Origin of the sequence: Nitratidesulfovibrio sp. SRB-5 (assembly GCF_019931275.1) — a bacterium.
GTDB lineage: Bacteria > Desulfobacterota > Desulfovibrionia > Desulfovibrionales > Desulfovibrionaceae > Cupidesulfovibrio.
In genome coordinates this window covers 554,180-567,605 of record NZ_JAIOTY010000001.1, presented here as the reverse complement: position 1 = coordinate 567,605, position 13,426 = coordinate 554,180, and the positions used below count along the sequence as shown (strand labels likewise).

Here is a 13,426-nt window from a genome sequence, read left to right as displayed (position 1 = left end):
GAGAGGATTGCGCGCAAGACGGAACGAGGACACGAAACGGCAGCGCGAGGCACCGAAGACGCGGGGTCAGCCCTGCCGCGCCAACCCGGCCAGGCGCGCCACCCGGTCGATCTCTTCGTGAAAGGCGGAGGGCTGGATGGGTTTGGCCACATAGCCGTCCATGCCGGCGGCCAGCATGCGGTCGCGGTCGCCCGCAAGGGCATGCGCCGTCATGGCCACCACGGGCAGGGCCGGGCTGACGCCGGGATGCATGGAGTTGCGGATGCGGCGCAAGGTTTCGAAACCGTTCATGCGCGGCATCTCCATGTTCAGCAGCACCAGGTCGAAGCGTTCCGCCGCAAGCCGCGTCAGCGCCTCAACGCCGTCCTGTACCGTGGCGCAGGTGTGCCCGCGCCGTTGCAGCAGGCGTGCGGCAATGGTGCGGGCCACTTCGCTGTCGTCGGCCACCAGCACATGCAGCGAGGCGATCGCGGGTTCGTCGGAAAGGGGCACGGCATGCGGGGATGCGGGCTGGGGCGCTGGCTGCGCGCCAGGTCCGGCTGGTCCGGCCCGTCCGGCTGGTCCGGCTGGTCCGGCCCGTCCGGCCGGTTCGGCCGATTCGACCGGTTCAACGGGCTGCGGCGCGAAAGGCGGTACCGGCTGAAGCGGCGGCGCCGCTGGAACCGTGTCCAGCAGGCGGGCCAGCGCGCCGGGCATGGCCGCAGATCCCCGCCCTGCCGGGGCATGCGGCCCAACCCCGTCCGGCGCGGAGGCGCCGGACGGTCCGGCAGAAGCCGGGCCGGGGACGGGGAGCGCATCGGACGCATGTCGACGCAACGCGGGCGACGCTTCGGCCAGAGAGGCGGGCGCGGGGCGCAGTCGGCAGGTAAAATGGAACGAACTGCCCACCCCCGGCGTGCTGCGCGCCCAGATACTGCCACCCATCATGCCCACCAACTGGCGGCAGATGGACAGGCCAAGGCCCGAGCCGCCATACGTGGCGCCGGTGTCGTCGGACGCCTGGGTGTACAGTTCGAAAATGGATTCCAGCCGGTCCTCGGCAATGCCTATGCCGGTATCGCGCACGGTGAACAGCAGGGTGGCCCCGCCCGGCTCGCCCGGGGGAAACAGCGACTCGAACAGGCTTGGGGGTGACGGCACCGGCGCCACCTCTACCGAGACCACGCCCGCATGGGTGAACTTCACCGCGTTGCCCACCAGATTGGCCAGCACCTGGGTCAGCCGCACCTGATCCCCCGCCAGCACGGGGGGAATCTCCGGCGCCACCCGCCACGACAGGGCCAGGCCACGCCGTGCCACCTCCGACTGCACCGAGCGCATCACCTTGCGCACCACGGCGCCGGGTTCGAAGGGGCGCTCCACCAGGCGAATCTGCCGCGCCTCCAGCCGCGAGAAGTCCAGCACGTCGTTGAGCAGGGCCAGCAGCGTCTCCGCAGATTCCAGCACGGTGACCAGATGGTCGCGCTGCTCCTCGTCCTCGGCGGATTCCAGCGCAAGGTCGGTCATGCCCAGAATGCCGTTGAGCGAATTGCGTATCTCGTGGCTCATGCCCGCCAGAAAGGCGCTCTTGGCGATGCTGGCGTTCTCGGCGGTGCGCCGGGCCTCGTCCAGGTCGCGCACGGCGCGGTGCTTCAACAGGGCCACCTCGATGGTGGAATGCAGTTCGCGCTCTTCGAAGGGCTTCACCAGAAAGCCGAACGGGCCGCACTCCTTGGCCCGTTCCAGGGTGGCCGCATCGGAAAAGGCCGTCAGGAACACCACGGGCACCCCGTACTGTCTGGCGATGCGCGCCGCCGCCTCTATGCCGTCCATGGGGCCGCGCAGGCGGATGTCCATCAGCACGAGGTCCGGCCGCAACTCTCCCGCCATGCGCACGGCCTCTTCGCCGTCGGCGGCCATGGCGGGCACGGCATACCCCAGGCGTTCCAGAGTACGCCGAATGTCCAGCGCCACGATCTGCTCGTCATCGACGATGACCACCGCAGGGCGGGGCGAATCCTGAAAAGGCTGCTGTTGCGTCATGGGCACTGTCCGCGACGGTGAAGTGTTTGCGGCAAGGCCTGGGTACTGGCTCGGAGGCGATCACGCCGGGCGCACCGGGCACACATGTCACGCCTGTCGCGCCTGTCGCGCCTGTCGCGCCTGTCGCGCCTGTCGCGCCTGTCACACTTGTCGTACCGGGGGAGGATCCGGACTATATGCACCAGCATATGACGCGTTTCCGCGCTCAACGCAAGGCATCAGGCGCACTGCCCCCGCTCCCCGCACCGGTTTTACCCCATTCGGGGAACGAAAAAAAAACGGGCCGCACCGCTTTCGCGGTGCGGCCCGTTCGGAGTGGCCTTGCCATGTTCCGTTCCCGCGGGTCTCGCGCTGCCACGGGAAAGAACGATCAGAAGCGTTGCAGCACCCAGGCCACGCGGCCCACGATGCGTTCCGCATGCTTGTCCACGGGCAGGTATTGTTCGGGATGTGCGGGATTTTCGGAGCGCAGCACGAAACGGGCCTTTTCCGCGTCAAGGAAAATGCGTTTCAGGGCAACGCCCTCGTAAGGAACGTAGACGCCGTACAGTTCGCCCGACACCACGTTCTTCTGCGCCGTATCGATGCCCACGTAGGCACCCTTGCGCACCAGGGGCTCCATGCTCGAAGCATCCATGCGCACCACCTGCATGGAAGGGCCGGTGTACGACTGCGGCACGGACAGCTTGCTGATGGCCTTCAACGGGCCGCCACCCTGCTCCGTGACCTCGCAGTGCATGGAATGCACGGTCACAACGCTGCTCTTGGCATCCGGATCGCCGTAACGGGCCGGATCTTCCAGCACCATGCCCGCTGCCGGGGCGTCCAGGGGCTGGTACCCCTGCTCGGTGCGCAGGTACATGGGGCCAGAGGCCTTCTTGAGCCAGTCGGGGTTCAGGCCGAACTTCTCGAACAGCTTCATGTACCAGTCGGAGGGCACCGAATTGCGGCGCTTGGCGTCGGAAATACTGGACTGCCGGATGTCGAGCACCTCGGCAAGCTCCACCTGCGTACGCGTATTGGTGGCCAGCTTGATGCGTTCAAAGACTTCTTCAAAGGTGGACACGGTGTTCTCCCATTCAAGAATTAGGGCCTCACGGCCGCGACCCGGCGCGGCGGAAACCGGTCCCCGGTGCGCGCGCACCCCGCCTGGCAAGCGGGCGCAGCGCACCTTTGCAGTGCTGCCTCGCACGGAACGAGCGACGCGTCAATGCCATGATGCGGGCGCTTGCCACCAGATGGCTGCCCACATCGGCAACGCTGCGTCGCTCACTGCGGACCGTAGTCCGGGTCGTTACGCATCACAGCAATACAAGAACGGTGCCACCAACGGATAGAGTTCATGATTTCCGGTGGTAGCAGCTTGTATAGCGTAACGCGCTTTCCGGTATCAGGGCAACGGCGCGTAACATGTTACACCTTACTCACACCAAAGGCGTAACAATGTTACACTACCGCCCCTGGAACTGTTTCAGGAAGGGATCGCTGGGGGTGAGAATGATACGCGTGTTGTCACGGAACACCTTGCGGTAGGCATCCAGGCTGCGCTGGAAGTCATAGAACTCCGGCGACTGCGAAAGCGCCTCGGAGAATATCCGGGCGGCGTCTGCGTCGCCTTCGCCCCGCAACATCTCGGACTTGCGAGTGGCTTCGGCCATCAGCACGGTGCGCTCGCGGTCGGCGGCCGATCGGATCTTGGTCGATTCCTCCTGGCCTTCCGAACGGTACTGCTTGGCCTGGCGCTCGCGCTCGGCCCGCATGCGCCCGAAGATGGCGCGCTGGTTTTCCGTGGGCAGGTCGGTGCGCTTGATGCGCACGTCGATGATCTCCATGCCGTACTCGCGCAGCAGCTCGGAGGTGCGGGCCGTCACCGCCCCCATGATCTCGGCGCGCTTGGACGAGACCACCTCGGTCAGGGTATTGCGCCCCACGAAGACGCGCAGCTGCGAATACACGGTGTCGTCCAGGCGGGCCTGGGCGCCGGGAATGGTGCGCACGGTGCGATAGAAGGTCAGCGGGTCGGTGATGCGCCAGCGGGCGTAGTTGTCCAGCACGATGGCCTTCTTGTCGCTGGTCAGGGCTTCTGCCGAGCGGGCGTCGTAGTCCAGGATGCGCGCGTCGAAGTACACCACGTTCTGGATGAACGGCAGCTTGAAGTGCAGGCCGGGCAGCACCACGCCGCCGACGGGTTCGCCCAGCTGCAGCACGATGGCCTTCTGGGTCTGGTGCACGCTGTAGACGCACTGGCTGCCCATGACCAGCAGCGCGGCAAGGGCGATGAGCAGGGTTATGGTACGGCGTTCCATGCTATTCGCTCCCCTTGCGGGCCGCGCCCGCGTCGCCACGGGGCCGCGCCCCGTCCAGCGGCAGGTAGGGCAGCATGCGCGCCCCCGCCTCGCCGGGGATGACGATCTTTTCCATGCCGGGCGCGGAAAGCACCTCTTCCATGGCCTCCAGGTACAGGCGCTTGCGGGTCACGTCCTTGGCCTTGTTGTATTCCTTCAGCACGGCCAGAAAGCGGCTGGCCTGGCCTTCCGCCTCGCGCACGCGGGCCTGCCGGTACGCTTCGGCCTGGTTGATCACTTCCGCGGCAAGGCCGCGGGTGCGGGGAAGAATCTCGTTCTGGTAGGCCTCGGCCTCGTTGATGATGCGGCTCTTGTCCTCGCGGGCGCTGGCCACATCCTTGAAGGCGTCGATGACCTCTTTCGGCGGGTGCACGTCCTGCATCTGCACGGCAAGCACGCGCACGCCCACCTGGTAGGTGTCCAGGATGGCCTGCAGCAGCGTCAGCGTCTCGTTCTGGATGAGCTGCTTGCCGTCGGTGAGCGCGGCGTCGATGCGGCTGTTGCCGATCACTTCGCGCATGGCGGCCTCGCCCGCACTGCGCACGACGGCGGCGGGATTGGTGACGTTGAAGAGGTACTGGACGGGGTCCTTGATCTGGAACTGGATGCTGAACTGCACGTTGACGATGTTCTCGTCACCCGTGAGCATGGCGGCTTCCTCGGGCACGATGCGCCCGCCGCCCTGCTGGAACGAGGCACCCTGCGCCAGCGAGCGGAAGCCCACCTCGGCGCGTTGCACCTGGGTCACCTTGGGGGTGTACACCGATTCCATGGGAAACGGCAGATGGTAGTGCGGGCCGGATTCCACGGTGCGGTCGTAGCGGCCGAAGCGCAACACCACCCCCAGTTCGTCCGGTTCGACGATGTAGATGCCAGACGCCGCCCACAGCAGGACGAAGACGAGCGCCACCACCTTCCCCGCGGGGAAGGGGTATTCGCGAAACTTGCGGAAGGTCTCGCCGAGCTTCTCGAAGTCCGGTCCGGAAGGGTCGTCCCAACCACCGGGGCCTCCGGGGCCGCCAGAGCCACCGGAACCGCCCGAGCCGCCGGAACCACCTTCGTCCCCGTCGCCGGAGCCGCCGGAACCACCGGAGCCTCCGCGCCACCCGGAGTGCCGCTGCCGTTTTTCTTGCAGTTTTTCCCAATCCCAGTTCATAATGCCTCAAAAATAGGGCAGATGTGGAGTCCGGTCAAGGCATGACGCCGATTTGCCGACCCACCCCGCCTGCCGGAGCAGCCATGAAACCGATTTCGGACCGCCCGTTCCGGGCCTATGACATACGCGGCATCGTCGATGCCGACTTCGACGCCGAATGGGTGGAGCGCCTGGGCCGCGCCTGCGGCACCTACCTGCTGGAACGCGGCATCGGCGCCGCCGTGGTGGGGCACGACTGCCGCCACAGCTCCCCCGCCTACCACGACGCGCTCACCGCCGGGCTCATCGCCTGCGGCATCGACGTGGTCAGCGTGGGCATGGTGCCCACCCCCCTGCTGTACTTCGCCGTGCGCCACCTGGATCGCCAGGGCGGCATCATGATCACCGCAAGTCACAACCCGCCGGAATACAACGGCTTCAAGGTGTGGGCCGGGCAGACCACCATCCACACCACCGAAATCCGGCGCATTTACGAGATATTCGCCGCCGGGCGCTTTGCCTCGGGCAAGGGCGTGGGCTGCACCATGGACATCGTGCCTGCCTACATGGAAGCCGTGACGCAACGGGTGCAGCTGGCCCCGCGCGCCCGCGGCCCCCTGAAGGTGGTGGTGGACGGCGGCAACGGCGCGGGCGGCGACCTCTGCGCCGACCTGCTGCGCCGCCTGGGCGCGGACGTGATCGAACAGTACTGCGACCCGGACGGGGCCTTTCCCAACCACCACCCCGACCCGGTGGTGGAAGCCAACATGCGCGACCTGATCGCCCGCGTGGCCAGCGAAGGCGCGGACCTGGGCATAGGCCTGGACGGCGACGCCGACCGGCTGGGCGCGGTGGACGCGCAGGGCCGCCTGCTGTTCGGCGACGAATTGCTCTCGCTCTTCGCGCGCGACCTGCTGGCCCGCGTGCCCGGCGGCGAGGTGATGGCCGACGTGAAGTGTTCGCACCGCCTGTTCCGCGACATAGAGGCCCACGGCGGCAAGCCCACCATGTGGATCACCGGCCATTCGGTGATGAAGGCCCGCATGCTGGAGGTCAACGCGCCGCTGGCGGGCGAGATGAGCGGGCACATGTTCTTCAACGAGGGGTGGTACGGCTTCGATGACGCCATCTACGCCGCCGCCCTGCTGCTGCGCATCCTGTCCGCGTCCGACGTGCCGCTGACGGCGCTGCCCGGCTGGCCGCCCTCGCATGCCACGCCCGAACTGCACATGCCCTGCCCGGACGAATTGAAGTTCGCCGTGGTGCGCCGCGCGCAGGAACACTTCCGCGCGCTGTACGACGTCAACGAGATCGACGGCGCGCGCATCACCTGGCCCGACGGCTGGGCACTGGTGCGCGCCTCGAACACCCAGCCGGTGCTGGTGCTGCGCTTCGAGGCGGAAACGCCGGAGCGCCTGGCCGAAATCCGCACCCTGGTGGAAACGCCGCTCGCTGCCTGGATAGCCGAGGCCCGCGCGGCCAGGGACGCCACGGCATAGCCCCGCCGCAAACGCCCGGCGCACCCGTGCCCGCATGCCGCCAGCATGGGTGGAGTGCCGGGGGAGATGCATCATGAAAATACTCAAGGCCAGCCGCATGGAACGTTGCATCGGCTGCCACGGCTGTTCGCTTGCCTGCGCGCGCCTGGTCCACAAACGCCTGTCGTGGGCCACCGCGGGCATTCGCATTACCTCCGCAGGCGGGCTTTCCACCGGGTTCGAGGCACGCCTGTGCCTGGCCTGCAACCCCGCCCCCTGCGCCCTGGCCTGCCCCACCGGGGCCTATGTCCAGCGCAAGGGCGGCGGGGTGAAGGTGAACCGCGACCTGTGCATCCGGTGCGGCAACTGTGCCGCCGCCTGCCCGGTGGACGCCATCCACCTGGACGGCGAAACCGGGCTGCCCTACGTGTGCATCCACTGCGGGCGCTGCGTGCCCTTCTGCCCGCATGCGTGCATAGAACTGGCCGATCTGCCGGACACTACGGACACGCCGGACACTACGGACACTACGGATGCGCCGGGCGCACCGGAGCAGGCCACCCCGGACGGAACACCGGGTGCACCCGCCCCCGAGGCCGGTGCCGACGCCGCAAGGGAGGCCCGCCATGCCCGCTAGCGCCACCACCTCGCGCGTGTTGCACGTTGACCTGGCCACCGGGGCCTCGCGCGTCATCCAGTTCGAGGGACGCCCTCTGCACCTCGGCGGCAGCGGCCTGGCCGCCGCCCTGTACGAGGCCTACGGCCTGCCCGGGGCGCCCGCCGAAGACCCGCGCCAGCCGCTGATCTTCGCCATCGGCCCGCTGACCGGCTACTACCCGCTCATGAGCAAGGTGGTGTGCGGGTTCCGTTCGCCCTACAACGGGCAATGGGCCGAAAGCCACGCCGGTGGCCGACTGGCCCTGGCCCTGCGCTTTGCCGGGTACGACGCGCTGATGATCACCGGTGCGGCGCGCACCCTGTCCTGCCTGGTGGTGGGGTCGCGCCGGCTGGAGGTGCACGACGTGCACTACCTGCGCGGCCAGGACGTGTTCGTCACCGGCAAGTACCTGCGCCGCTTCGGCAAGGACAGTTCCGGCCACCGCTCCACGGTGCGCATCGGCCCGGCGGGCGAGAAGGGCGTGGCCTTCGCTTGCGCCAACGTGGATTCCTTCCGCCATTTCGGGCGGTTGGGGGCTGGCGCCGTGATGGGCGCCAAGAACCTCAAGGGCATCGTGGTGCTGGGGGACGGCGGCGCCGCCCTGCCGGAAGGCAAGGACTACCCCAAGCTGTTCCGGGACATCTACGGCGCCGTCACCGGCACCGACATGATGCAGAAGTACCACGACCTCGGCACGGCGGAGAACCTTTCGGTGCTCAACGAGTTGAAGGCCCTGCCCTGGCGCAACCTGCAAGCCACCACCGATCCGGCCATCGACGGCATTTCCGGCGAACGCTTCGCCGAACAGCTGCTGTTGCGCCAGACGGCCTGCGCGGGCTGCCCCGTGGGCTGCATCCACATCGGCCTGCTGCGCCAGCAGTTCGCGCGGGACCACGAGTTCCTGTACAAGCAGGTGTCGTACGACTACGAACCCATCTTCGCCCAGGGGTCCATGCTGGGGCTGACCAACGCCTCCGACGTGCTGGCCCTGCTGGACGATACCGAAAAGCTGGGACTGGATTGCATGAGCGCGGGCGTGGCCCTGGCCTGGGCCACGGAAGCCCTGGAACGCGGCGTGATCACAGAGGCCGAGACCCTCGCCCCGCTGGCCTTCGGCAACGTGGCGACCTACATGACCGGGCTGCACCATCTGGCCAACGGCGCCAACGAATTCTGGCGCACCCTGGGCCGGGGCACCCCCTCTGCCACCGACGCATACGGAGGCCGCGAGTTTTCCTGCGTGCTGGGGCAGGAAATGGCGGGGTATGCCACGGGCGAGGTGTTCTTCGTGGCGCAGGCGCTGGGCTTTCGCCATTCGCACCTGGACAGCGGCGGCTATTCCTTCGACCAGTCCGTCCCCCCGCGCGAACCGGGCACCTTCCGCACGCCGGAGGAAATCACGGCGGACGTGAACAAGGCCGTGGCTTTCCTGGCCGACGACGAACAGAAGCGCATCGCCATCAACTGCATGGTGGCCTGCCTGTTCTCGCGCAAGGCCTATTCCATGCCGCGCCTGCAAGAGGCGCTGGCGGCCATCGGCTGCCGGGCAGAGGCAGACGGCATGCCCGACGCCCTGCGCACCGTGCAGGCGGCGCGTTGGCGGCTGAAGCTGCAAACCGGCTATCGGCCCGAGGAAGTGACCATTCCCAAACGCTTTACCGAAATCGTCACCTGGAAGGGCCCCATCGACACGGCCTACATGGAGGCCCTGCGCCTGGCCTACGTGGACGCCATCCGCCGCATGGCGGATGCTCCCGCCCCGGCGGCGGGCTGAGGCCCGGGAACCATGTTCCTCCGGTTTCCCAAGCGCGACCGCGCAGAACCGCGCCTGCCGCTGGTCAATGCCGACACGCCGGGCCAGTTCTTTCTGCGCACCATGCTGCTCATCGCCGTGTTCGCGGCAACGGCGTGGGCCTTCTGGGCCAACACCGAACGCCGCATGGCAGACGTGCGCGCCGCCTCCGCCGTGTGGGACGAGGCGGACCTGCTGACCGACGCGCAGGAAAAGGCCCTGCGCGAACTGGTGGACGCCTTCCGCGAGGTGCACGGGGTAAAGCTGCTCATCCACATCCGGCGCGATACCCCGGAATTGCCAAGGCTGGACGCCCAGACCCTGTTCGTGGGACTGTGCCCGGCCAAGGGGCAGGCCATCGTGGAACTGCCGCCGCTGCTGCGCAAGGCCTACGGCGAAACCCTGGCCCAGACCCTGGAAAACGACTGGCTGCGCCCCGCCATGGCTTCCGGCCAGTGGGCCGAGGGGCTGGTGCGCACCCTGAAGCACCTGTGGGACAGATTGGGCGAAAACTGACCGGCAGCGAACCTGGCCCGGCCATGCACGGCTCTGCCAGCCCCTGTCCGGCAGTCACAGTCCGGCCTGTCCGCCACCTGGACCGGCCTCACCTGACTGAACCGGCCTCACCTGACCGAACGGGCCCGCATCCGCATCACCTGCAACCACATCACCGGACCATTCCATGACCATGAAGAACGTCCAAGCCTTCACCGACGGCTCGTGCCTCGGCAACCCCGGCCCCGGCGGCTGGGCCGCCGTGCTGCGCTGCAACGGCTCCGAGCGCGAACTTTCGGGGGGCTTTGCCCTTACCACCAACAACCGCATGGAAATCCTGGCGGTGATCGAGGCGCTGGCCCTGCTCAAGGAGCCGTGCGGCGTGGACCTGTATACCGACTCGCAGTACGTGCGCAACGCGGTGGAAAAGAAGTGGCTGGCGGGCTGGCGCCGCAACGGCTGGAAGACCAGCGACAAGAAGCCGGTGAAGAACCGCGACCTGTGGGAGCGGCTGCAACCCCTGCTGGACCTGCACCAGGTGCGCTTTCACTGGGTGCGCGGCCACTCCGGCCACCCCGAAAACGAACGCTGCGACGTGCTGGCCCGCACCCAGGCCTCTACGCGCGGGCTGCCGCCCGATACGGGCTACCGGGAGTAAGCCGGGGCATGCATCGGTTTTTCGATGAGGGGCGGCCCCGGTAGGGTTCGCCCCCATTCTTTTTTTGCGTGAATCCGGCTAGAAACGGCCATGCCCCACCGCACCGCCACCACAGAACGCCCCGCCGAGCGGGCCACGGAGCGCCCCATGGTCACCCGCACCCGCAACGGCCAGGCCCTCGACCTGCCCCTTGGCACGCGCATGTTGCTGAACATCGCGGGCACCAAGGAAAACCTGTCCAGCGAACTGGTGGGGTTGCAGCACTTCGAATACCTGATCCTGAAAATGCCGCTGGTGCCCGGCATCCGCGCGCGCCTGCTGAACGGAGAAATGGTGACCCTGCGCTACATAGCCGGCGGCACCATTTTCGGTTTCAAGAGCCAGGTGCTGAACCACATCGTCAAGCCGGGCTTTCTGCTGTTCGTGGACTACCCCGACTCCATGGAGCAGGTGGACCTGCGCCAGCACCGCCGGGTCAACTGCCTGCTGCCCGCCGCCGTGCATGGCCGCCACGGGACGTACAAGTGCATCCTGCTCGACCTGAGCGAGGGCGGCTGCAAGGTCTCGCTGGAATTGCAGCGCGACGACCCCTTCCGTGAAACCGCCGTGGACGACATGCTGGTGTTGCAGTGCGGCTTCTTCGGGGCGGAGGGCCCGGCCCAGACCACCCTTTCCAGCCTGGTGAAAAGCATTTCCATGGACGGCAGCCGCATGCAGCTCGGCCTGAAGTTCGCCGACCTCAGCACGGACACCCAACTGGAGCTTTCCACCTACCTCGACAACGTGTCCTGCCTGATCTGACCCGATCCGGCGTGGCATGGTTCCGCAGCACTCCGGCCCGGCCCCGCTTCCCCGACGCCTCCGGCGCCCCGCCGTGCCCCCGTTTCCCGCACCCTTGCAGGCATCCTGGCGTCCTTGCCAGCATACAGCCCCCCCCGCCTGCATCCGCTCGGGCGCACATGCTTCGGCCTTGGCGCTTGACGCCCCCCGGTCCCGCCGCTACCTGATGCCTCATGCGTGCGCGGCCACAGCCCCGCGCGCCGCGCGCCCGGCGCGCATCCCCACGCACGGAGCCCCGCATGACCGACGCGCAGACCACCTGGCACCTCTGGGACGGCCTTGGCCGCCCCTTGCTGCGTCTGGTGCTGTCCATGTCCGTCGGGCTGTTCGTGGCCAACTGCATCGAAGCGCTGAACTGGACGCGCGGGGTGGCTCGACTGGCCACGCCGCTGGTGCGCCTGGGGCACCTGCGCGACGTGGCCGGGGCCTCGTTCTCGCTGGCGTTCTTCTCGTCCGTGGCGTCCAACTCGCTGCTGGCCGAAAGCTACGAGAAGGGCGAACTGTCCCGGCGGGAACTGCGCTTCGCCAACCTGTTCAACAGCCTGCCCAGCTACTTCGTCCACCTGCCCACGCTGTTCTTCATCACCTGGCCGGTGCTGGGCTTTCCCGCCGTGATCTACGTGGGGCTGACCCTGCTGGCCGCCTTTCTGCGCACCGCGCTGACGGTGGCCTGCGGCCGGGTGCTGCTGCCACCGCTGCCCGAAGGGTGCGTCACCTGCCGTCTGGACGGGCACGAATCCAAAGGCTGGCGGGCCGGGCTGCGCACGGCCTGGGTGCGCTTTCGCAAGCGCATGCCCCGGGTGGTCTTTTTCACCGTGCCCACCTACGCGGCCATGTACTTCATGCAGCAGGCGGGCTGGTTCGCCCTGGCAGAGGCGTGGATGACCCGGCATATGGGCGCCCTGTCCTTTCTGCGACCAGAGGCGCTGGGCATCGTGCTGCTGCACCTGGCGGCGGAATTCGGCGCGGCGGTGTCCGCCGCCGGGGCCGTGCTGGGCGGCGGCGGGCTGAGCGAGCGCGAAATCGTGCTGGCCCTTCTGGCGGGCAACGTGCTGTCCACGCCCATGCGGGCCTTCCGCCACCAGTTTCCGTCCTACGCCGGGTACTTCAAGCCCGCGCTGGCGGCGGAACTGATCGTGGTCAACCAGGCCCTGCGCGCCGCGTCCATCACGCTGGTGGGCGCGGGGTACTACTGGCTGACGATTCCCTGATCCGGCCCATGGCTGGCCCGGGCCCGCCCCTGATTCGGCCCTGATTCGCCCCTAATTCGGCCCATGGCTGGCCCGGACGCGCCCCTGATTCGGCCCATGGCTGGCCCGGACGCGCCCCGGACTCGCCCCTGCTTCGCTCCCGATTCGGCTTCGCCCTACCCCCCGCACGCCTGACGCCCTGCCCGTCATTCGCCGATGATCTTCACCAGCACCCGCTTGCGCCGCCCACCGTCAAACTCTCCGTAGAACACCTGCTCCCAAGGCCCCAGGTCCAGCTTGCCGTCGGTCACGGCCACCACCACCTCGCGCCCCATGATCTGGCGCTTCATGTGCGCGTCGGCGTTGTCCTCGCCCACGTTGTGGCGGTACTGGCGCACCGGTTCGTGCGGGGCCAGCCGCTCCAGCCACTGCTCGTAGTCGTGGTGCAGGCCGCTTTCGTCGTCGTTGATGAACACGCTGGCGGTGATGTGCATGGCATTGACCAGGCACAGTCCCTCGCGGATGCCGCTGGCCGCCAGTTCCGCGTCCACCTGCGGGGTAATGTTGATGAACGCCCGTCGGGTGGGTACGTTGAACCACAATTCCTTGCGCCACGATTTCATGCACCCTCTCCTTTGCGCCAGCCGATCAGCCTGGCTGCATTTCGCATTTTTTCCGTTTTACACATTTTCGTTATACCCGGACACCATCCGGGTCGCATGCGGGCACCTGCTTACCGCCCCCCGCAAACGGCATATTCCGGGCCCAGCTGTGCGTGCTTCCAACAATTTGATACAAGAACGTCACATTTGA

At 67.7% G+C, this 13,426-nt stretch carries 12 protein-coding genes; 7 read left to right on the top strand and 5 right to left on the bottom strand.

All coding sequences use genetic code 11. The features are described from left to right. Positions 1–66 precede the first annotated feature (66 nt). From K6142_RS02185 to hflK, 4 genes are all read right to left on the bottom strand, one after another. On the bottom strand, positions 67–2,022 hold the full coding sequence (locus tag K6142_RS02185) for a response regulator (RefSeq protein ID WP_190243835.1): 1,956 nt from the start codon (positions 2,020–2,022) through the stop codon (positions 67–69). 370 nt (positions 2,023–2,392) lie between these two features. Then, the gene (locus tag K6142_RS02180) at positions 2,393–3,088 is read right to left on the bottom strand and encodes a helix-turn-helix domain-containing protein (protein WP_015946303.1); all 696 of its coding nucleotides are present in this window, start codon (positions 3,086–3,088) and stop codon (positions 2,393–2,395) included. A 385-nt stretch (positions 3,089–3,473) separates the two neighbouring features. Next, positions 3,474–4,328 carry a protease modulator HflC gene (hflC, locus tag K6142_RS02175; protein ID WP_190243836.1) on the bottom strand — a complete coding sequence of 285 codons (855 nt, stop codon included), beginning with the start codon at positions 4,326–4,328 and terminating at the stop codon, positions 3,474–3,476. A 1-nt stretch (position 4,329) separates the two neighbouring features. Continuing rightward, on the bottom strand, positions 4,330–5,523 hold the full coding sequence (gene hflK, locus K6142_RS02170; RefSeq protein ID WP_190243837.1) for an FtsH protease activity modulator HflK: 1,194 nt from the start codon (positions 5,521–5,523) through the stop codon (positions 4,330–4,332). 83 nt (positions 5,524–5,606) lie between these two features. Here hflK and K6142_RS02165 point away from each other — a divergent pair, with 83 nt between their 5' ends. From K6142_RS02165 to K6142_RS02135, 7 genes are all read left to right on the top strand, one after another. Continuing rightward, a complete protein-coding gene (locus tag K6142_RS02165) occupies positions 5,607–7,001 on the top strand; it encodes a phosphomannomutase/phosphoglucomutase (RefSeq protein WP_190243838.1) in 1,395 nt (464 codons plus the stop codon). A 73-nt stretch (positions 7,002–7,074) separates the two neighbouring features. Next, positions 7,075–7,617 carry a 4Fe-4S binding protein gene (locus tag K6142_RS02160; RefSeq protein WP_190243839.1) on the top strand — a complete coding sequence of 181 codons (543 nt, stop codon included), beginning with the start codon at positions 7,075–7,077 and terminating at the stop codon, positions 7,615–7,617. Next, positions 7,607–9,412, top strand: a complete 1,806-nt coding sequence (locus K6142_RS02155; RefSeq protein ID WP_190243840.1) for an aldehyde ferredoxin oxidoreductase N-terminal domain-containing protein — start codon at positions 7,607–7,609, stop codon at positions 9,410–9,412. The genes K6142_RS02160 and K6142_RS02155 overlap by 11 nt, the downstream gene beginning before the upstream one ends. Before the next feature lie 12 nt (positions 9,413–9,424). After that, positions 9,425–9,946 carry a TPM domain-containing protein gene (locus K6142_RS02150; RefSeq protein WP_015946297.1) on the top strand — a complete coding sequence of 174 codons (522 nt, stop codon included), beginning with the start codon at positions 9,425–9,427 and terminating at the stop codon, positions 9,944–9,946. Positions 9,947–10,112: 166 nt separating this feature from the next. Next, positions 10,113–10,583 carry a ribonuclease HI gene (gene rnhA / locus K6142_RS02145; protein ID WP_190243841.1) on the top strand — a complete coding sequence of 157 codons (471 nt, stop codon included), beginning with the start codon at positions 10,113–10,115 and terminating at the stop codon, positions 10,581–10,583. Positions 10,584–10,673: 90 nt separating this feature from the next. Continuing rightward, on the top strand, positions 10,674–11,384 hold the full coding sequence (locus K6142_RS02140; protein ID WP_190243842.1) for a flagellar brake protein: 711 nt from the start codon (positions 10,674–10,676) through the stop codon (positions 11,382–11,384). Positions 11,385–11,662: 278 nt separating this feature from the next. Then, positions 11,663–12,634, top strand: a complete 972-nt coding sequence (locus tag K6142_RS02135) for a hypothetical protein (protein ID WP_190243843.1) — start codon at positions 11,663–11,665, stop codon at positions 12,632–12,634. A 185-nt stretch (positions 12,635–12,819) separates the two neighbouring features. Here the strand turns inward: K6142_RS02135 and K6142_RS02130 are convergent, their stop codons facing one another. After that, complete coding sequence (locus tag K6142_RS02130; protein ID WP_190243844.1) at positions 12,820–13,236, bottom strand: secondary thiamine-phosphate synthase enzyme YjbQ; 417 nt, start codon at positions 13,234–13,236, stop codon at positions 12,820–12,822. Positions 13,237–13,426 lie beyond the last annotated feature (190 nt).